Origin of the sequence: Yersinia ruckeri ATCC 29473, from assembly GCF_000754815.1 — a bacterium.
Lineage (GTDB): Bacteria > Pseudomonadota > Gammaproteobacteria > Enterobacterales > Enterobacteriaceae > Yersinia > Yersinia ruckeri.
This window is the reverse complement of record NZ_KN150747.1, coordinates 3458055-3477758: the sequence shown is the minus strand read 5'-3', so window position 1 is coordinate 3477758 and position 19704 is coordinate 3458055. Positions and strand designations below refer to the sequence as shown.

Sequence of the window (19704 nt, the reverse complement as noted above, 5' to 3'; positions counted from 1 at the left end):
TTGCCCCTATCAGGCTGTAATGTTTTGACTCAGGGCGTTGATTTTATCTGGCCGAAAACCTGACCAGTGATCATGACCAACGACAATGACGGGGACTTGTTGATAACCGAGGGATTTAACATGATTTAACGCCTGGATATCATTCGTTATATCAATGGTTTGATATGAAATGCCATGCTTATCCAAGGCGCGATAGGTTGCATTACACTGGACACAATCTGGTTTGCTGTAAATAATAATACTCATGATTCGTATTTACCTTTTATTTTGAGGTAAGTCGAACATCGTCAGTGGGGCGGTGAGTTCACCGAGTCTGACGCCCTGTGCATCCCTCAGATAAGTTGCCTGAGTGATAGATTGATACTATATGTAGTGTTTTTATATTTCAACCACACCATATGTAGTTGATTTGCTATCTTGGGAATAATTAGATTGATAAGAGCCGTCCCGCTTGGGCTGACAGTAAAATCATGAAGAGAAAAAATAATTTTCTAAATAATTGCTGGAAAAAGGCAGGAAAAATGCTATTAGCACGTATTGATGTACATTTGGTTACTTAGCGAAACCAATCACTCACTGAAAGGAAAAATACCTTCCTCTATGATTCTTCCAACGGCCCGATAGGGCTTAGCGAAACAAACTCTGAGGAATTACAAATGAAAAAAGTATTAGCGCTGATTGTTGCTGCAACCATGGGTCTGTCTTCTGCTGCTTTCGCTGCTGAAACAACCGCTGCTCCTGCACCGGTTGCCGCTGGAACCGCGGCTGCTGCTCCTGCTGTCGAGAAAGCGGCACCGGTTAAAGCAACCAGCCACAAAACACACAAAGCGACCAAGAAAACTACCGAACAGAAAGCCCAGGCTGCTAAAAAACACGAGAAAAAAGCACCGGCACAGAAAGCCCAGGCTGCTAAAAAACACGAGAAAAAAGCGCCGGCACAGAAAGCCCAGGCTGCTAAAAAACACGAGAAAAAAGCGCCGGCACAGAAAGCCCAGGCTGCTAAAAAACACGAGAAAAAAGCGCCGGCACAGAAAGCCCAAGCCGCTAAAAAACACCACAAATCAGCTAAGAAAGCCGCTGTTGCTCCAGCAGCAACTCCAGCTGCATAATCAGATCTGATTAAGCATTATCTCCAGGTTTGCCAAACCTCAACACCCGGTTTTTACCGGGTGTTTTTTTAATGTGACCGCTTGGTCATCGTCGCAGGCTGGTTGGTGTCTGGTTTTTCGGTGCTATCCTGAACGGAATTAATCCACCTATTATCTTCCGCCCACGTTTCATACCAATATTGCTATGATATTTTTCCGTTAACCAGCTCATCCAATACGCTGTCGATATATCGCTGGCTTCAATGGTGAGTGTCTGCGCCTACGTGGACACTTTCTCAGTGGCAGGGTATCGCGCATCGTCAGACTGTCATTGCTTATCGTCAAGACTATTCTTAAATAAGTCATTTGAGACAATAAGTTGGTGGTTTCCCTTATTTATTACGGTAATGTCGCTCAATGGTAGTCGGAAAGAGGGATAATCAATGTATTTAAGGCCGGATGAAGTGGCTAAAGTCTTGGAGAATTATGGGTTTGAGCGAGATTATGTGGTTGATCAAGCCTATGGCTATCGAAAAGACGTCCACTATGTTTATGTTAATCGTGAAGCTCGTATGGGAAGAACGGCTCTGGTAATCCATCCTGAGCTGAAAGATAAGAGTTTGCTGTTCGCTACACCGACCGCCGTTATTCGCGTTAGCGACAAATACCTCGAATTTCCACTTTATCTCGCTGGCGAAGTCGAGGGACACTATGGCATTTGCCACGGTTTCAGTTCCCGGATGCTTTTACAGCGTTATTTGCATAGCATATTCGAATAATTTTCCCGCTAAATTTGGGATGCAGCCCATCAAAAATCCATTCCGAGGCGTCGCATTCAGTCACTTAATGCAATGTGGCGTCAGACTCCGGATTAAAATTCATGTTGTATGAACGGCGAAATTGTGCGAGTTCAAAGGCATCGAGATCCAGTTCAGCAAAATAAAATAATGCGGCTTCCGTATGCTCAGCGGTCAATGTCGGCGGAATGTGCGCCCGTAGCAGAATATTGCGCCATTGTGCGATATTCTCATCGGTCGCATCTTTAATAAATGTTTGATAAATAAAAATAAGATAAGCCGCTTTACGCACATCCTCAGCATAACCATTACTGGTTGAACGGATAAACATTTGCGTTTGGCGATTGCCCATTTCTTGTAGCATGGATTCGATATATATCGGTTTTATCTTCAATAATGTCGCTAAGGTATCGACGGCTTTACGGGTATCAGAGGTTAAAATTCGGTAACCCAAAATAAAAACCACAATGAGTGCAGCAATGATTATCCATGTCATTATTATATATTTCATCAAATTAGAAGAATTAATCGGACGACAATCTCGCAAGAAACATCACCTACAGCCTAGAATCAGTGATGATCGCCACCAAAATTGCCCGGAGTTTGCTGCGTAGTGTTCAGGTGACGGTTAAAAGAGGCTGCGTCTTTTGCCAGAGCATCAAGGTGCGCACCTAACATTTTAATTTGCTTTACCAACTGATGTTGTTCGGGTAGCGAGTTGGCGTTGCTCAACTTTTTCTGTAGCAGATCATTCTGTGCTTTCAAGGTTGCCTCGCGGGCTAGCGATTGTTCCAATGCGTGTTGCAACGCTTCATAGCTTTCTTGCCATACTTGATGTTGTTTCTCAAATGTTGATTGCAACTCATTCATTGCACTAAGAAACTTTACTTCCAGCTCGCGCATTGTCATTGTTTCTCCCTTGGCTTATCCCGATTGTCATTGGCAGTATAACTAAATCTCTCTCTAACCTCATCCGCTAGAATTTATCCAACCATATCATTGACTGAACAGGTTACTCAGAACCAGCAGGTATAGACATGTATCACAAAATGGCGACATATAGCGACATGGAGATGCTTTACTTTTTAGTGTCAGCATTCTGATTATTAGAAATAAGCCTTGCTATAAAATGTTTATCATGCGTTAATAAGCGCATCGGTTTGTAGCACAGACCTATTTATGTAAGCCATTTAAGTAAAGCAGTTCCTAGTTAAAGCGATATTTTTTAGACATCACTTCTCCGACGAATTTCCTTCTTTAGTGCCCCCATAAGTAATTACTGATAAGCAGACCTCTTCGCCATATGTTGGCTCAAAAAATAATGAAGGAAATATCCCTATGTCTACTAAAATGACTGGTTTAGTTAAATGGTTTGATGCTGGTAAAGGTTTTGGTTTTATCTCTCCTGCTGACGGTAGCAAAGATGTATTCGTACATTTCTCTGCAATCCAGAGCAGCGATTTTAAAACTCTGGACGAAGGCCAAAATGTTGAGTTCAGCATCGAACAAGGCCAGAAAGGCCCTTCAGCTGTCAACGTTGTTGCGCTGTAATTAAACCCAGCTAACGCTGCGTTTACCGTTGGAAAATTGCGATAGCGATGATGGCGAAGCCGGAGCAGACAATTTAGTTCTCAATGAGAAAACCAACGACCATAAAACCTCGCTACGGCGGGGTTTTTGTTTTTATCATTTCCTGAAAAAAATTTTAGTCCCAGTATATTGGTAGAGATGTAAAAAAGTATTACATCTGAAAATGGTTAAATATTATCTTGATCTTTGGCTAATGAAATTTTTTTGCTCTCATCCGTTATACTCCAGCTAGACTCTTGATTATTCTATTGTCGCATATCGAAATAGAATTCACTGGTTCTATATCTTCCAAATAAGGGAGTGGCGACTGCGCTGGGAGAAAGATGATAATGAATATGGATACTATCGCTATTTAAACTCGGATTACCAATTATAGTTATCTACACGCTGTCTCACTTGCGTTAAGTTACTATTATTTAAAAGTAAAAAAATAGATTGATTATATTTATCCTGCCATCATGCTTTCTGTCAATGGAGAGTTAATTTATAATATCATCAATTCCGCTATTATTATCCATCGTCATCTTGTCTTTTTATTTGTTTTTTTTATATTTATTTGCAATGCGACACGGTTTTCTATAATTAAAAAACTTTCTATGGCTAACAACATTAATGTTATATTAATCAAGGAAGGTTGATGTTGGGTTTATTCCACGCTAAGAATGTGTATATTATTTTTGTTATCACTTTTTTTATTTAGCAAAGATTATCTCTCATTTTATCGTTAGCTGGTAGGATGCAAATAAAATCACCAATAGATCGCAGAATTTGGCTTTTCACCTGCATAAATTAAAAACAAACAAATAGAGATGTAAATCAATGAGAAAACTACTTATCATAATTTTCTGTCTGAATGTGTTTGTCGTCACTAAACAAGTCGCCGCAGAAAGTGGGAAAACTGTAGATATAGTGTTGATCGGTGGAGGTATTATGAGTGCGACACTGGGTACATATATTCAGCAACTTGAACCCCATTGGTCAATAGATATGTTCGAGCGATTGGATCGTGTAGCCAGTGAAAGCTCCAACGGCTGGAATAATGCCGGAACCGGCCACTCAGCTCTTGCCGAAATGAATTACACGCCAGAAAAAGCCGACGGTTCAATCGAAATCGTCAAAGCCATCGAGATTAACGAAGCCTTCCAAATTTCCCGTCAGTTCTGGACCTATCAAGTGAAAAATAATGTTCTGCACAATCCCCGTTCATTTATTAATAGTGTGCCGCATATGAGTTTTGTATGGGGGGAGGATAACGTTAATTTCCTGCGTAAACGTCATGCTGCGCTGCAACAAAGTACTTTATTCCACGGTATGGAATATTCAGAAGACGCAGAGCAAATCAAGAAATGGATACCTTTGGTGATGGAAGGGCGCGATCCTAAGCAAAAGAACGCTGCAACCCGTATGCCTATTGGTACTGACGTGAATTTTGGGGCAATTACTCACCAATTGATTGATGCCTTGTCAAAGAAGGATAATTTCTCTCTGAGTCTGAGCCACGAAGTTCGTGATATTAAACGTAACCCGGATAATACCTGGAATATTATCGTTGCTGATTTGAAACAGGGTGGTAAAGAGCGCTCGGTAAAAGCCAGATTTGTATTTATCGGTGCTGGTGGCGCATCCCTACCATTATTGCAAAAATCGGGAATCCCAGAAGCAGCGAATTACGGTGGTTTCCCGGTTGGAGGTGAGTTCCTGGTGACGGATAATCCAGAAATTGTGCAGCGTCATTTGGCGAAGGTATACGGTAAAGCCGCGGTGGGTTCACCGCCAATGTCAGTACCGCATTTAGATACCCGTATGCTGGATGGGAAACGTGTGCTGCTGTTCGGGCCATTTGCCACATTTTCCAGTAAGTTCCTGAAAAACGGCTCGCTATGGGATTTGTTTGGTACTGTGACTTTTTCCAATATCATACCCATGACCCTGGTGGGCATTGATAATTTTGATCTGGTCAAGTATCTGATCAACCAAGTTATGTTGAATGATGAAGAGCGTTTTGACGCGTTGAAAGAATATTTCCCGAGAGCCAATAAAAACGATTGGAAGCTGTGGATTGCGGGTCAACGAGTGCAAATTATCAAGAAAGACGCGGATAAAGGTGGTGTTCTCCGTTTCGGAACCGAAGTTGTGATGTCTCAGGATGGGACTATCGCCGCATTGTTAGGTGCCTCTCCCGGCGCTTCAACTGCCGCGCTAATTATGCTGAACCTGTTGGAAAATGCCTTTAAAGATAAAGTGGCATCGGCAGAATGGCAGGCTAAATTAAAAGAAATCATTCCGTCTTATGGTCAGAAATTGAATGGTAATGTGGAAATGGCCAATCATATACTCAGGTACACCAGTAGCGTACTACAGTTGGAGAATTTAGTGTCAGCGCCAGCCGCGGATAGGGGGGTTGAAACCGAAATGAAACTGGAACCCGTAGCAGATGCTGTTCACTGATCACGGTTTCAACAATATCTGAGTAACGAGCCGGAGAAATGTTTCTCCGGCTTTTATATGTGCTGCGCATGAGTTATCGGTCAGCCTGACATATTGTTCAGAGTTATTTCATAAGACACCGTTTTTGACTAAAGAGCCTGCGCCGATCTCTGAGATGCTCTTCGCGCCAGTCAGCGTCATGGCTACACGCATTTCTTTGTCAAACAGTTCCAGCAGATTGGCTACACCAGCTTCACCGGCGGTAGCCAGCGCATAGATAAAGGCGCGACCCAACAACACACTATCAGCTCCTAGCGCAATCATTCGCACGACGTCCAAACCGCTACGAATGCCGGAATCGGCAAATATCTTGAGATCGCCTTTTACCGCGTCGGCAATCGCGGGTAATGCGTGAGCGGTCGAAGGCACGCCATCGAGCTGGCGGCCACCGTGGTTGGAGACCACAATGCCATCGGCACCAAACCTGACGGCATCTTTGGCATCTTCTGGATCGAGAATGCCTTTGATGATCATCGGGCCTTGCCAAAATTCACGAATCCACTCCAGATCTTTCCAGGAAATGGATGGATCGAAGTTATTACCCAACCAGCCAATATAATCTTCCAGGCTGGTCGGTTTGCCACGGTAGGCCGAGACATTGCCCAAATCGTGAGGTTTACCGCATATTCCGACGTCCCAGGCCCATTGTGGATGTGTCATGGCTTGTAAAACACGACGGATTGCTGCATTTGGGCCACTCATCCCAGAGTGAGCATCGCGATAACGGGAGCCGGGAACCGGCATGTCAACGGTAAACACCAGGGTTTTCACGCCAGCAGCCTTGGCTCGTTCCAGCGCATTGCGCATAAAACCACGGTCTTTTAGCACATAGAGTTGGAACCACATGGGTCTGTCAATGGCCGGAGCCACTTCTTCTATTGGGCATACCGATACCGTTGATAAGGTAAAGGGAATGCCTTTTTTAGCCGCCGCGCGTGCGGCCTGGACTTCACCACGGCGAGCGTACATGCCGGTTAAACCAACCGGAGCCAAAACCACGGGCATCGACAGGATTTCATCGAACAGTTTGGTTTCCAGGCTCAGCTCAGACATGTTTTTTAGCACGCGTTGACGCAGTGCAATACCTGACAGATCTTCGGTATTACGCCTTAGCGTATGCTCCGCGTTGGCTCCACCGTCAATATAATGGAACAGAAAAGGCGGAAGTTTAGCCTGTGCTGCGGCCCGATAATCGGTTGAAGCGGAGATAATCATAATCTGTACCTTAGTTTAAAACGTTAACGTATTTTTACGCTCAGGACGCCAGAATTAGTGCCATTCCAGCCGTAATTCCACCGTACACCAGCATTGGCAATAGGGTTTTCTTGATGATTTTTCCTTCGGCATGACTCAGACCTAAAATGGAACAAACAGCGATAATATTATTCAGACACACCATATTGCCCATTGCGCCGCCAACGGATTGCAGTGCCAGCGTCAAATTGACGTTTAGGCCGCTACTTAGAGCGATGGAATGCTGAATTCCGCCGAAGGTCAGGTTGAAAACGGTATTGGAACCGGAGAAGAACGATCCCAAAGCGCCGAGGAATGAGGAGAACAGCAGCCAGCTTTCCCCAGTAACAGACGCCAGCTCTTTGCCAATCAGGATCACCGGTGCATTGTTGCCTCCGAGCATCATCATATTGACCATGACCAGTGCACCAAGCAGGGCGATAAAGGGTTTGGATATTCGTAACCCGGTTTCGCTGAACATCTGTTTCACCTGAGTAGCGTTTAAACGGAATAGCGGAATGCATAGCAGCACGACCACGAAGAATGGAATCAGCGCCGGAACATACAGGGTTTTATAACTGGCGGTTGCCGAGGTACCCAAAACCTGTTGGATATTGATAATCAGAGCCTTACTGATATTCCATTCACCCAGCCATCCCAAACTACCTTGCCATAGTGTAGCGGTATTATTGAGTAGTGCTTTCAACCCCAACTGATGAATACGGGTAACAATCAAAATGGCGATCAGCAGTAAAGTGGGGGTCATGGCCTTGAGCACCTGACAGAAAGGAACCGCCGTGATATTGGCTTTCTTTTCCGTACGAGTCAGACCGATGTTCATTCGAGCCAGCAGTACTGATAACGTTAAGCCGATTGCACCGCCGAGTAATGCAGGGAATTCATAGTTAATCTGTGCCAGCAGTAAATAGGGAATAGTACAGCTCAGAACGCTGAGATAAATAAACAGCAGATTGCCGCGAATTTGCTGCCAAGAAACGATAAACCGCAGCGCCAGCAGCGGTATAACAAAGGCAGCGACAAAATGAATGAGCGCAGTTTGGCGACCGATTTCCAGCAGGCTGTCATCTGACAAACCCAAATTGGCAAAGCCAAACCAGGTGGGCGTACCCACAGCACCGAAAGAGACTGGCACCGAGTTCATCACCAGTGTTAATAGCGCCACCCGTAGCGGATTAAAGCCTAGTCCGACTAGGATCGGTGCGGCGATGGCTGCTGGTGTACCAAATCCACTGGCACCTTCAATCATAAAAGCGAATGCCCAGCCGATAATCATTAACTGGGCTACTGGATTGGGACTGATATTTTCCAACCAACTGCGTACCACATTTTCTGCACCGCTCACCTGCATCAATTTATTGAGCAAAATTGCACCGGCAATAATGGTGATAGGCGTAAACACTGAAACCAGCGCGGTAATGATGTTGGCGTTTAATAACCGAAGGGCGCTGTCGAACCAGAAAAATTGTACGCAGTAAACGGTGACGGCGGTGATAGGTAAGGCAATGTAGGATGGAATGCCGTTGCGTTTTGTCATCATCCAAATCAATAGAACAATTGGAGCAATACTGAAAAATAGTGACATATCATCCTCAGGGTTATTATTTTTTTTGTATGGATAGAGATGTAGCAAAATGGTTAATTAGCACAACATTGTTATTCTAATCACAACCTTAATTCATATACTACGTTGCATTTTCGCAACAATTGATTGGCGAGATAATTTGCAGGGATAGAGATGTATTTTTAAAAAAAATGAATTTTATATAGTTGTTTAAAATCAGAGGATTAAGTTTTTATTTTGTATGATTAATGTGTTAGGTCACATTAATTAGGCAGAAATCAGCCATAGACCATATTCAAAAACGGCCTAATCCTCACAGCCAGTTTGGTGACGAAAAGACCGTATTAATCAAAAAGATTCAAAAATAGTGGCTGATGTTTTTATAGGAGGTAATGATGTGCTCTATCAATAGCCGGGTTTTTAACGGCAAGTTACGGGTATAGGGATACACCGCGTACACACCCAGAACTTTGCTACAGTGACCTGCCAGAATTTCTACTAGCTTGCCATCCTGTATATCTTCGTACACCATACAACGCGGCACCATCGCGATGCCGTGACCGCTGATAACGGCTTTACGGATCGCACGGGCATTATTGACTGACAAATTGCCGTTAACCTGCAATTCATAAATTTCATTGCTGCCGGGCTGCTTCATTAACCAATTTGCCGTGCCGCTTTCCTGGTAGGTGTAAGTCAGGCAATTGTGGTTGAGCAAATCTTTGGCCGACGTCGGTTCTGGCTGCTGCTCCAGATAACCGGGCGAGCAGACGATGACCCAGCGCGAGTCGAGAATCGGGCGTGCAATCAGACTCGAATCGGGCATGGTTCCGGTGCGGATCGCCAGATCGATCCCTTCATTGACTAAATCGACAAAACGGTTTTCCAGCCGCATTTCAATTTTCAAATTCGGGTGTTGAGCACAGAATTCGGCGACACACTCGCTCAACAGCAGCTCTCCTGAAATCGTCGGAACTGACATACGGATCGCACCGGTTAATTCATCGCTTCTTTCGCTGACCGCATAAAGTGCTGCCTGAATATTGGCGCTGATTTCCCGCGCATGGCGATAAAGAACCTCGCCATTTTCGGTGAGCCGTAAGCTGCGCGTCGTGCGGTAAAGCAGGCGAGCGCCCAGTGATTTCTCAAGGCGTCCGATGCGTTTACTCACTACCGAGCTGGTCATGCCCGCCGCTTCGGCAGCTTTGCTGAATGAGCCGCAGTCGACAATCAAGGCAAAAAGGATCAGATCGTTGGCATATTCGTGAGTGGGTAACATAACGTCCTATTTTCTGTGGCTCGACGGAGTGTCCCAGTGTAAGTCCTCCTAGGCAGGAAGCAATAATCAGCAGAATAAACACTTAACTTCATTCAGCCCAGCAATCCCCAGAAAAATGCCTATATTGAGCGATATAACCAAACAGTGCGTGATGACTCGCTGGGGGTAATATCTGTGTTCATCGCTGGATGAATTGCCGGACTATGCCACATGGTGGCACTCGGATCATCGTGCTGCACATCACTGATGCCGGAGGTTGTCGTGATCGGCAAGGCTTTCATACAAAAAAGTACCGCTACTCGCCAGAGCCTTCTGACGTCTCATCGCGATCCGCAACGTCAAACTCATCTTACAGCACCGGGAACCGTTGAACTCATGCTCAATCGTGAAGGGTTGTTAACTTAGGTGAAAGTATTTTGGATGCGAAAAATTCAAGGCCTGACTAGAAAATACAGGTGTTGTGCTAGGGGGGAAAAAAATACCCTTACATGGGGTAAGGGCTGCCAATCGGCCAACACCAGGGAAAATTGAAACTATCTGTTCGATTATATATTTGATTAAAATAATTAATGTGATTTATATCGCACCGGCAATGATTATATCAATTAATTCAGTAAATTCATTCTTTTTTTATTAATTTTTAAAATGACTATTATGATATACATTTGTATTTCTAATGTATTTGGCGCTATGGTGGTCAGTTATTCGTATAGTTGATTGTATTAATGAGGATTTACCATGATTCGGCGATGTCTATGAGACTAAAGATGAGCTAATACTTAGGTGTGATCGTTATTAATATAGATGCATTATTAATTATATTAATTGAATTATTTGTGAGTAAAATTAATTTTTATCGCCAGCTTGCTGTTCCGTCTAATATCTGAATACCTCACAGGTAGATATTTATTAAATCCTTAAATGTATTTTTATTTGGCCGATTGTGTCGATAAGTGAGAAAACACGGGCACCAGAACGATATCCATTAATGAATAATCAGCTCAATAACCCAAGGTAACGTATCATACTTGGCAGCGTTCCAGAGGGAAAAGCGGTTAAATAAAACCAACCGCTTTGCTCATCACTAATAAGGTGTCATTAAAGATGTTGCCGGAACCAGTCGGTCTGAAGCGTAATTATATTGTCAAAATGTTTACCACTGTACATATCGTAATGTTTGGCATCGTCTTCCACATGCAACATTTTATTCAATGAACCCACCGCATGATACAAAGCTTTCCCTTGTTCAGGAGGATTCACTGTATCAGCACCAGCTAAAACTACTAGTGCTGGGCAGCTGACATGTGCAGCATTATCCTTGGGTCTATATAGCAGGGTTTCACGCACGGTCAGGAAAGGAATTTTAATATCCATCGCGGGATAAAGTTTTTTGTTTGTTTCAAAGAATTCCTTTGATTCGGTGTCGCTCAATACTCGGGTTACCCCCACAAACATTTCTTTGCCAGTGACTTGCTGCTTCTCGACCATTTTATTTAATGTGGCAATAAAACCCTGTTTTTCTTCTTCAGACATTTTCCCAGTAACGATATCTTCACCATCAGCAAAGGCGAGTTGACTGACTACACATGAAATATCTGTATTATCTGCTGCTGCGGCAAACACATGACAACCACCAAATGAGGTACCCCATAAACCAATACGGCTCTCATTCATCTCAGGCTGATTTTTTACCCATTCTACAACGCTGAGAATATCTTCAATTTGCATGGCAGGAACCAGGCGACCACGTTCACCTAAACTTGAACCAAAACCACGGTAATCGAAGGTGACTGTATTAAATCCTGCTAACGTAAATGCCTCTGCAAATGCAGGTAACAGAATTTCCTGAATACCACAAAAACCATGACATAAAACCACGACCGCGTTGTTGTGCTGATGTTCAGCGGAACGCAGGGTCAGAGAGATACCATTCGGCAACTGATATGTAGCTGTTTTCATCCTAAAAACCTATTTTTATGTGGAAATATAAGAGCAATACGCAATATTAGAAGACATTGTGACGTGGCAGACAAAAGTTGGCCACGACTTTAGCATTTCCCCAAAGTTATCGCCCTGATTCATTGGCTGTTAATCCAAATAGAGGACTGAATTGTCTGTGAGTACCAAGGTGCTTTAGTGAGGAACCTGAAAATTTATCTCAATGCACATCACACGTTTTATCACGGTAAAGACAGAGATTGAGGGTAGAAAGCCCGCTTAGGATTTCTGGGTCAATAAAGAAATGAGAACCTCATCGCAGTTCTCGCTAATTGTTATCGTGGATATAAGTGTTTTGGATTAAATGATGTGCTACAAGAATATCAAAACGCCAATATTGTTGTATTTATGTTATTTGATTGTTTTTATTTTGTGTTTTATAACTATTGTTTTGATCGTTATCATTCATTCGGATATTTAATTAACCATTATTTAACCAAATAAATCATGTAATTTAACATTTATGGGCTTGTATCACATTTCAATCTGACCCGTCTCGCGGCCTCTTGTGTTCCTTTGTTAATCTTCATCATGTGAAAAATAGTCACATGAAAATAATACTGTCACGGTACAACACCACGGACTCTTCACCTTGCAATCAACCCGTTACCTGAACGAAAACAAGAAGGTATTGCTATGAAACTTAATCTCGCATTACTGAATGCATGTGTTGTTTCTGCATGCATGCTATTCACCACGCAAACGATGGCAGAGAAAAAACATGAAATTGCTGTTGTCGCGAAAGTTACCGGTATTCCTTGGTTTACCCGCATGGAAGTTGGCGTAAATGAAGCGGCAAAAAAATTGGATGTTAATGCTTATCAGGTTGGGCCAGCAACACCCGATCCAGCACAACAAGTTAAAGTTATTGAAGACCTTATCGCCAAAAATGTGGATGCCATTATTGTGGTTCCAAATGATGCCAAAGTGCTGGAACCGGTACTGAAAAAAGCACAGCAGAAAGGCATCGTGGTGTTAACTCATGAATCGCCGGATCAGCGTATCGGCCAGTGGGATGTTGAGACTATCGATAGTGAGAAATATGCTCAGGCCAATATGGATGAGTTGGCAAAAGCGATGGGTGGCAAAGGCGGCTATGCCATTTATGTTGGCTCTCTAACTGTACCGCTGCACAACGCTTGGGCTGATTACGCCATTAAATACCAGAAAGAAAAATACCCTGATATGTTCGAAGTGACCCCACGTCTGCCGGTGGCCGAGAACATTGATAAGTCTTACTCCACCACGCTGGATCTGATGAAAACCTATCCGCAAATGAAAGGGATCATTGGATTTGGTTCACTGGGACCAATCGGTGCCGGTCAGGCGGTTGCCAAGAAGCGGGCTAAAGATCAAATTGCCGTTGTCGGTATTGCGATGCCAGCACAGGCTGCACCTTATCTGATGCGCGGTGATATCAAGAAAGCATTGCTGTGGGATCCGAAAGACGCCGGTTTTGCGGTAGTGGTTATTGCTGATCAACTGCTGAAAGGGCAAAAAATCACGCCGGAACTGACTATTGATGGTTTGGGTAAAGCTGATGTCGATAGCGAAAAAGGTGTGATTCGTTTTAACAAAATTCTCGAAGTCACCAAAGATAATGCGAAAACATTAGGCTTCTGATTTTCAGTCGCCACACCAGGGATAGCAGTAAACATAAGTCATTGGTAAAAATAAGTTATCAGTGAAGCAGGCGGCGGGAGAATAGCCCTGCCGCCCTGACCACCACCAAATGGCTGCAAAAAATAGCGCCATCATTACGGCGTTAGGGAAGGTATTGTCATGACTCAGGCTAACGCATTTATCACTCTTGAACATATCAGTAAGCGATTTCCCGGCGTGCTGGCGCTGGATAATGTGAATCTCACGCTGAATAAAGGAGAAGTGCACTGCCTGGCCGGCCAGAATGGCTGCGGCAAGAGCACCATTATCAAAGTGATTTCAGGAGTTTATCAGCCAGAGAAAGGCGCAAGTATCCTGATAGACGGCAAGCTGTTTCATCAGTTTACGCCGCAACTCTCATTCTTCTATGGTGTACAGGTGATTTATCAAGACCTGTCATTATTCCCCAATTTAACCGTATCCGAGAATATTGCTGTTCATCGTTATCTGCCTGGCGGCGATTTTTGGGTAAAACGCAAAAGTATGCGTGAGCGTGCATTAGCCGCCATGCAGCGAGTGGGCGTCACTCTTGATCCAGATAAAAAAGTTGAACAACTGTCTATTGCTGACCGCCAGTTGGTGGCGATTTGTCGCGCTATCGCCGCCGATGCTCGCTTGGTCATTATGGATGAACCTACCGCCTCGCTGGCCAGTCAGGAAGTGAAAGGTTTGCTGAATGTGGTACGCGATCTCAAATCACAAGGTATCTGCGTGGTGTTTGTCAGCCACCGGTTGGATGAAGTGATGGAAGTGGCCGACCGTATCAGTGTGATGCGCGATGGTAAGTTGATTGGCACTTGGCCTGCCAGCGAATTAGATAGTCATGAGCTGGCGTTCCTGATGACGGGTCAACGCTTTACTTACAGCCAACTACCCCCGTTGGCTGCCAAGGCTGAGCCATTGCTGGAAGTCAGAAAACTCAGCCGTGGTACGCAGTTCCGTAATATCGATTTAACCCTGCATCAGGGCGAAATTGTTTCTATTACGGGTCTGTTAGGTGCGGGTCGCACTGAGTTGTGTCTGAGCCTATTTGGCATGACCCAACCCGATAGTGGTGAGGTATGGGTAGCCGGTGAACCTGTACATTTTCGTCATAACCGTGACGCGATCCGCCATGGGATAGGCTATGTCTCTGAGGATCGTCTAACGCAGGGGTTGATCATGGAACAGTCGATCTATGACAACACTATCGTTTCGGTTTTTGACAAATTACAGACTCGCAGTGGATTGCTGGATCACGCTAAAGCCGCTGCGCTGGTGAAACAGTTGGTGCAGGATCTGAACATCAAAGTATCGGATACCGCGCTACCAGTAAAAACACTGTCAGGCGGTAATGCGCAACGTATTGCCATTGCCAAATGGGTAGCAACGCAACCGCGTATTTTGATCCTCGACTCCCCGACTGTGGGGGTGGATATTGCCAACAAAGAAGGGATTTACCACATAGCCAAGGCTCTGGCAGAGCAGGGGATGGCCGTCTTGATGATTTGTGACGAGATCTCGGAGGCTTATTACAACAGCCATCGGGTGCTGGTGATGCGCAAAGGTGAACTGGTCGCTGAGTTTTGCCCTCATCAGTGTACCGAACAACAGGTAGCCGAGGTGGTCAATGGATAAGCTAAAACTGCGTCAACTGACGGGGCGGCATGAGTTTTATCTCGGCCTGCTGGTATTGCTACTGGCTATTGGCCTGAGCTTGAAAAGCCCAGAGTTCCTGACATTAGGCAATCTAACCGATGTTGCGACCAGTTATGCCATTTTGGGGATTCTGGCTTGCGGGCTGTTTGTCGTCCTGATCGCCGGTGGCATCGATATCTCATTCCCGGCAGTAACGGCAATTGCGCAATACGTGATGGCATCATGGGTGATTACCCACGGTGGCAGCTTCCCGCTTGCTTTCGTTCTGGCTATGACTGTGGGTTTGGTGCTTGGTCTGGTGAATGGATTGCTGGTGTATTGGCTGAAAGTTCCGGCGATCATTATTACGATTGCCACATTGAATCTGTTTTACGGCTTACTGGTTTATTTCACTAACGGCACCTGGCTGTACGGCTTTCCAGACTGGTTTATGACGGGTATTAACTGGTTCTCGTTTACTGGCAACGACGGTTATGACTATGGCCTGACATTACCGCTATTTTGTCTGGCGGCCACCATTATCTTTACCGGTGTGCTGATGAATTACACCCGCCTTGGGCGGCAGATATTCGCGATGGGCAGCAACAAAGATGCGGCTTCCCGTTTGGGGATTAACATCCTGCGCTTGCATCTGTATGTCTATGGCTACATGGGGTTGCTAGCGGGAGTTGCGGCGGTCGTTCAGGCGCAAATTTCTCAATCGGTTGCACCTAATTCATTGATGGGATTTGAGCTGACGGTATTGGCAGCCGTGGTGCTCGGTGGCACCAGTATGAGCGGTGGCCGCGGTACATTAACTGGCACGGTGCTCGGTGTCATGTTGCTGGCATTTTTGCAAAATGGCCTGACGCTACTGAGCGTTTCTTCTTACTGGCATACGGTTTTCAGTGGCGCAATCATTTTGGTGAGTATCAGTAGCACCGCATGGAATGAAAAACGCAAATTGCTGAGGGAGCACTGATATGACCTGGCTAAACCGAATTATTCCTGACGACCGTATCATCCGCCTGCAATTGTTGATTCTGGTGGCGGTCATGTTGGCCTTCTCTTTGACCTTGGGGCAACGTTTTTTCAGCTTGGGTAATTTCCAGTCTATTTCCTCACAGTTACCGATTTTAGGCATGCTGGCACTGGGAATGGGGCTGACCATGCTGACTGGCGGCATTAATTTATCGATTATTGCCGGAGCCAATGCTTGCTCATTAGTTATGGCGGCCATCATTGTTAGCCATCCAGATCAACCGCTGTTCCTACTGCTGGCTTTAGTCGCCGGATTGCTGGTGGCGGTGGCGATTGGCACCTTAAACGGTATGTTGATTTCGGTGATTGGTGTATCACCGATTCTGGCCACGCTGGGTACCATGACACTGATTACCGGCTTGAATATTTTATTGTCTAACGGTGATGTGATCTCCGGATTCCCGCCAGTGATTCAATACATTGGTAGTGGTGATATTGCCGGTATTCCGGTCGCGATGATCCTGTTCTTGCTAGTGTCAGCAGGATTATGGGTGCTGCTCGAACATACCACATTGGGGCGCAGCATCTATCTGGTTGGCTCCAATGAGCAAGCGACCCGCTTCAGCGGCGTGAATACCCATCGGGTTCAAATTGCGGTCTATATCCTATCGGCCTTATTAGGTTGGGGGGCGGCCATCCTGATGATGGCAAAATTTAACTCCGCCAAAGCCGGTTATGGCGAGTCCTATCTGTTGGTGACTATTCTGGCATCGGTGCTGGGTGGGATTAACCCGGATGGTGGCTTTGGCCGCATTATCGGCCTGATTTTGGCGCTAGTGGTACTGCAATTATTGGAAAGTGGCCTGAATTTGCTGGGGGTGAGTAGCTACCTGACGATGGCGTTATGGGGTGGGGTGCTGATCCTCTTTATTGCATTACAGAATCGTAAGGCTTAAGAATTGAGGGATAAAACAATGGCAAGTTACTTTATCGGCGTAGACGTAGGAACCGGCAGCGCAAGAGCCGGAGTATTCGATTTGCAGGGCCGTATGGTCGGGCAGGCCAGCCGTGAAATCACCATGTTTAAACCCAAGGCCGATTTTGTGGAGCAGTCATCCGATAATATCTGGCAGGCGGTGTGTAATGCGGTGCGTGATGCGGTTAATCAGGCCGATATCAATCCGATTCAGGTGAAAGGATTGGGGTTTGATGCCACCTGCTCGCTGGTGGTACTGGACAAAGAAGGGAATCCGCTGACGGTCAGCCCATCGGGGCGCAGTGAGCAAAACGTGATTGTCTGGATGGATCACCGTGCGATTACGCAGGCGGAGCGGATTAATGCCACCAAACATCCAGTGCTGGAGTTTGTTGGTGGGGTGATTTCACCGGAAATGCAAACGCCAAAGCTGCTATGGCTGAAACAACATATGCCAACCACGTGGAGTAATGTTGGTCATCTATTTGATTTGCCAGATTTTTTGACCTGGCGTGCAACGAAAGATGAAACCCGCTCGCTCTGTTCCACGGTCTGTAAATGGACCTATCTGGGCCATGAAGACCGTTGGGACCCATCCTATTTCAAATTGATCGGGCTAGCTGATTTACTGGATAACAACGCGGCGAAAATCGGTGCCACGGTGAAACCGATGGGTGAGCCATTGGGACGTGGATTAAGCCAACGGGCGGCGTCAGAAATGGGCCTGATCCCTGGCACTGCGGTTAGCGTTTCCATTATTGATGCTCATGCCGGTACGATAGGTATTTTAGGTGCGAGTGGGGTGACTGGCGAAAATGCCAACTTTGATCGGCGAATTGCGCTGATTGGCGGTACCTCAACGGCGCATATGGCGATGTCCCGCTCAGCGCATTTCATTGGCGGCATCTGGGGGCCATATTACTCTGCCATTTTGCCAGAATACTGGTTGAATGAGGGCGGACAGTCGGCAACCGGGGCTTTGATTGACCATATTATTCAAACCCATCCGTGCTATCCCGAGCTGCTGGCACAAGCCAAAAGCAAAGGGGAAACCATCTATGAGGCATTGAATCATATTTTGCGCCAGCTAGCCGGGGAGCCGGAGAATATCGCCTTCCTGACCAAGGACATTCATATTTTACCGTATTTCCACGGCAACCGTTCGCCGCGGGCTAACCCGAATCTAACCGGTATGATTACCGGGTTAAAGCTCTCGATAACCTTTGAGGACATGGCGCTGCGCTATCTGGCGACCATTCAGGCACTGGCGTTAGGTACGCGGCATATCATCGAAACCATGAATCAGCATGGATATAGCATTGATACCATGATGGCTAGCGGCGGCGGTACCAAGAACCCGATCTTTGTCCAAGAGCATGCCAATGCCACCGGCTGCGCCATGCTTTTACCCGAAGAGAGCGAAGCCATGCTGTTAGGCAGCGCCATGATGGGCACAGTGGCCGCTGGCGTATTTGAGTCGCTGCCAGAGGCAATGACGGCCATGAGTCGAATCGGCAAAACCGTCACACCGCAAACCAATAAAATCAAAGCCTATTACGATCGCAAATATCGGGTATTCCATCAGATGTATCACGATCATATGCGCTATCAGGAATTGATGCAGGAGGAGGCATGAGCCAAAGTGATGAATGGTTGGTGGCCAACGATGCCTGGATGACTTACAGCCGCGAGCTGGCAGTGTTAAAGGAGAATGTCGACCAACGGGTGTGGCTACAAGTCCTGGATATGCTGGCTGGATGTCGTGGAAAAATTGCGGTAACGGGCGTAGGTACATCAGGTATTGCGGCGCGAAAAGTGGCTCATATGCTGGCATGTGTCGAACAGCCAGCGATTTACCTGAATGCGACCGATGCTGCCCACGGCGACTTGGGGTTTCTGGGGCCACAGGACATTATTATCCTGATCTCCCGTGGCGGTAATTCTGACGAACTGACCCGTTTGTTGCCGACGCTGCAACGTAAGCAGGTGAAGATTATCAGTGTGACGGAGAATGAGCAGTCGGCTATCGCGCAGGTTTCTGCTTTAGTACTAAAAACACATGTACAGCAAGAGATTGACCCGCTAAATATGTTAGCGACGACATCCATTGTTTTAGTGCTGGCACTGTTTGATGCCATTTGTGTCTGCCTAATGGCACGCGGTGGTTTTAGCAAAGAAAGATTACTGGCGGTACATCCCGGCGGGGATGTGGGAGTTGAATTACGCAAACAATCATAAATGGTTTATGGCATACATGATGAGTTCTGAGTGACACAGCCTAAACTACAGAGCCTGACGAGTTAAGCCAGACGGTACTGAGTTGACGCTTACATGTAAGCTTTAAACGCTAAAATTATATAGTGGGGTCATAGAGTTACATGTTGCCATTGCCGACATACTTTTCGTATGTCATA

At 45.8% G+C, this 19704-nt stretch carries 18 protein-coding genes; 11 read left to right on the top strand and 7 right to left on the bottom strand.

Annotated features, from left to right (window positions below):
* Window positions 1-9 precede the first annotated feature (9 nt).
* Entirely contained in the window at window positions 10-246 is a 237-nt protein-coding gene (gene nrdH / locus DJ39_RS15665; protein WP_004721509.1) for a glutaredoxin-like protein NrdH, read from the bottom strand.
* A 410-nt stretch (window positions 247-656) separates the two neighbouring features.
* On the opposite strand from nrdH, the gene asr reads away from it, so the two are divergent.
* Together asr and DJ39_RS15655 are read left to right on the top strand one after the other, a co-directional pair.
* A complete protein-coding gene (gene asr / locus DJ39_RS15660) occupies window positions 657-1109 on the top strand; it encodes an acid resistance repetitive basic protein Asr (protein WP_038251557.1) in 453 nt (150 codons plus the stop codon).
* Between the two features lie 422 nt (window positions 1110-1531).
* A complete protein-coding gene (locus tag DJ39_RS15655; RefSeq protein ID WP_004721502.1) occupies window positions 1532-1867 on the top strand; it encodes a DUF2002 family protein in 336 nt (111 codons plus the stop codon).
* A gap of 64 nt (window positions 1868-1931) precedes the next feature.
* Here the strand turns inward: DJ39_RS15655 and DJ39_RS15650 are convergent, their stop codons facing one another.
* Entirely contained in the window at window positions 1932-2381 is a 450-nt protein-coding gene (locus DJ39_RS15650; RefSeq protein ID WP_038243558.1) for a DUF1198 domain-containing protein, read from the bottom strand.
* 74 nt (window positions 2382-2455) lie between these two features.
* Window positions 2456-2794, bottom strand: coding sequence for an MbeD/MobD family mobilization/exclusion family protein (locus tag DJ39_RS15645; RefSeq protein WP_038243555.1), 339 nt, complete (start codon window positions 2792-2794; stop codon window positions 2456-2458).
* 429 nt (window positions 2795-3223) lie between these two features.
* On the opposite strand from DJ39_RS15645, the gene cspE reads away from it, so the two are divergent.
* Both cspE and mqo read left to right on the top strand, forming a co-directional pair.
* Entirely contained in the window at window positions 3224-3436 is a 213-nt protein-coding gene (cspE, locus tag DJ39_RS15640; protein WP_038243552.1) for a transcription antiterminator/RNA stability regulator CspE, read from the top strand.
* Window positions 3437-4294: 858 nt separating this feature from the next.
* Window positions 4295-5923 (top strand): malate dehydrogenase (quinone), encoded by a 1629-nt coding sequence (gene mqo, locus DJ39_RS15635; RefSeq protein ID WP_049688244.1) that lies wholly within the window; start codon window positions 4295-4297, stop codon window positions 5921-5923.
* Between the two features lie 108 nt (window positions 5924-6031).
* Here the strand turns inward: mqo and lldD are convergent, their stop codons facing one another.
* From lldD to DJ39_RS15620, 3 genes are all read right to left on the bottom strand, one after another.
* Window positions 6032-7177 carry an FMN-dependent L-lactate dehydrogenase LldD gene (lldD, locus tag DJ39_RS15630; RefSeq protein WP_004721492.1) on the bottom strand — a complete coding sequence of 382 codons (1146 nt, stop codon included), beginning with the start codon at window positions 7175-7177 and terminating at the stop codon, window positions 6032-6034.
* A 40-nt stretch (window positions 7178-7217) separates the two neighbouring features.
* Entirely contained in the window at window positions 7218-8798 is a 1581-nt protein-coding gene (locus tag DJ39_RS15625) for an L-lactate permease (protein WP_038251556.1), read from the bottom strand.
* 337 nt (window positions 8799-9135) lie between these two features.
* A complete protein-coding gene (locus DJ39_RS15620; protein WP_004721488.1) occupies window positions 9136-10056 on the bottom strand; it encodes a LysR family transcriptional regulator in 921 nt (306 codons plus the stop codon).
* A 90-nt stretch (window positions 10057-10146) separates the two neighbouring features.
* Between DJ39_RS15620 and DJ39_RS18495 the strand changes: the two genes are divergently transcribed.
* Complete coding sequence (locus DJ39_RS18495; protein ID WP_115175322.1) at window positions 10147-10248, top strand: integrase core domain-containing protein; 102 nt, start codon at window positions 10147-10149, stop codon at window positions 10246-10248.
* A gap of 906 nt (window positions 10249-11154) precedes the next feature.
* On the opposite strand, the gene uilS is transcribed toward DJ39_RS18495, so the two are convergent.
* Window positions 11155-12015: a UilS family quorum-quenching N-acyl-homoserine lactonase gene (uilS, locus tag DJ39_RS15615; RefSeq protein ID WP_004721483.1), complete on the bottom strand. Its 861-nt coding sequence runs from the start codon at window positions 12013-12015 to the stop codon at window positions 11155-11157.
* A 675-nt stretch (window positions 12016-12690) separates the two neighbouring features.
* On the opposite strand from uilS, the gene DJ39_RS15610 reads away from it, so the two are divergent.
* The 6 genes from DJ39_RS15610 (at window position 12691) to DJ39_RS15585 (ending at window position 19528) form a co-directional block, all read left to right on the top strand.
* On the top strand, window positions 12691-13677 hold the full coding sequence (locus DJ39_RS15610) for an autoinducer 2 ABC transporter substrate-binding protein (RefSeq protein WP_038243545.1): 987 nt from the start codon (window positions 12691-12693) through the stop codon (window positions 13675-13677).
* Window positions 13678-13836: 159 nt separating this feature from the next.
* Window positions 13837-15333, top strand: a complete 1497-nt coding sequence (locus DJ39_RS15605; RefSeq protein ID WP_004721476.1) for a sugar ABC transporter ATP-binding protein — start codon at window positions 13837-13839, stop codon at window positions 15331-15333.
* Window positions 15326-16315, top strand: coding sequence for an ABC transporter permease (locus tag DJ39_RS15600; protein WP_038243540.1), 990 nt, complete (start codon window positions 15326-15328; stop codon window positions 16313-16315). The genes DJ39_RS15605 and DJ39_RS15600 overlap by 8 nt, the downstream gene beginning before the upstream one ends.
* 1 nt (window position 16316) lies before the next feature.
* Window positions 16317-17270: an ABC transporter permease gene (locus DJ39_RS15595; RefSeq protein ID WP_004721473.1), complete on the top strand. Its 954-nt coding sequence runs from the start codon at window positions 16317-16319 to the stop codon at window positions 17268-17270.
* An 18-nt stretch (window positions 17271-17288) separates the two neighbouring features.
* Window positions 17289-18926 (top strand): FGGY-family carbohydrate kinase, encoded by a 1638-nt coding sequence (locus tag DJ39_RS15590; protein ID WP_004721471.1) that lies wholly within the window; start codon window positions 17289-17291, stop codon window positions 18924-18926.
* A complete protein-coding gene (locus DJ39_RS15585; protein WP_038251555.1) occupies window positions 18923-19528 on the top strand; it encodes a KpsF/GutQ family sugar-phosphate isomerase in 606 nt (201 codons plus the stop codon). Before DJ39_RS15590 ends, DJ39_RS15585 begins: the two co-directional genes overlap by 4 nt.
* Window positions 19529-19704: the final 176 nt, after the last annotated feature.

Excerpts from the sequence above, each read along its gene's own strand:
- nrdH (WP_004721509.1), bottom strand. The coding sequence starts at position 246 with ATGAGTATTATTATTTACAGCAAACCAGATTGTGTCCAGTGTAATGCA.
- asr (WP_038251557.1), top strand. The coding sequence starts at position 657 with ATGAAAAAAGTATTAGCGCTGATTGTTGCTGCAACCATGGGTCTGTCT.
- DJ39_RS15655 (WP_004721502.1), top strand. The coding sequence starts at position 1,532 with ATGTATTTAAGGCCGGATGAAGTGGCTAAAGTCTTGGAGAATTATGGG.
- DJ39_RS15650 (WP_038243558.1), bottom strand. The coding sequence starts at position 2,381 with ATGACATGGATAATCATTGCTGCACTCATTGTGGTTTTTATTTTGGGT.
- DJ39_RS15645 (WP_038243555.1), bottom strand. The coding sequence starts at position 2,794 with ATGACAATGCGCGAGCTGGAAGTAAAGTTTCTTAGTGCAATGAATGAG.
- cspE (WP_038243552.1), top strand. The coding sequence starts at position 3,224 with ATGTCTACTAAAATGACTGGTTTAGTTAAATGGTTTGATGCTGGTAAA.
- mqo (WP_049688244.1), top strand. The coding sequence starts at position 4,295 with ATGAGAAAACTACTTATCATAATTTTCTGTCTGAATGTGTTTGTCGTC.
- lldD (WP_004721492.1), bottom strand. The coding sequence starts at position 7,177 with ATGATTATCTCCGCTTCAACCGATTATCGGGCCGCAGCACAGGCTAAA.
- DJ39_RS15625 (WP_038251556.1), bottom strand. The coding sequence starts at position 8,798 with ATGTCACTATTTTTCAGTATTGCTCCAATTGTTCTATTGATTTGGATG.
- DJ39_RS15620 (WP_004721488.1), bottom strand. The coding sequence starts at position 10,056 with ATGTTACCCACTCACGAATATGCCAACGATCTGATCCTTTTTGCCTTG.
- uilS (WP_004721483.1), bottom strand. The coding sequence starts at position 12,015 with ATGAAAACAGCTACATATCAGTTGCCGAATGGTATCTCTCTGACCCTG.
- DJ39_RS15610 (WP_038243545.1), top strand. The coding sequence starts at position 12,691 with ATGAAACTTAATCTCGCATTACTGAATGCATGTGTTGTTTCTGCATGC.
- DJ39_RS15605 (WP_004721476.1), top strand. The coding sequence starts at position 13,837 with ATGACTCAGGCTAACGCATTTATCACTCTTGAACATATCAGTAAGCGA.
- DJ39_RS15600 (WP_038243540.1), top strand. The coding sequence starts at position 15,326 with ATGGATAAGCTAAAACTGCGTCAACTGACGGGGCGGCATGAGTTTTAT.
- DJ39_RS15595 (WP_004721473.1), top strand. The coding sequence starts at position 16,317 with ATGACCTGGCTAAACCGAATTATTCCTGACGACCGTATCATCCGCCTG.
- DJ39_RS15590 (WP_004721471.1), top strand. The coding sequence starts at position 17,289 with ATGGCAAGTTACTTTATCGGCGTAGACGTAGGAACCGGCAGCGCAAGA.
- DJ39_RS15585 (WP_038251555.1), top strand. The coding sequence starts at position 18,923 with ATGAGCCAAAGTGATGAATGGTTGGTGGCCAACGATGCCTGGATGACT.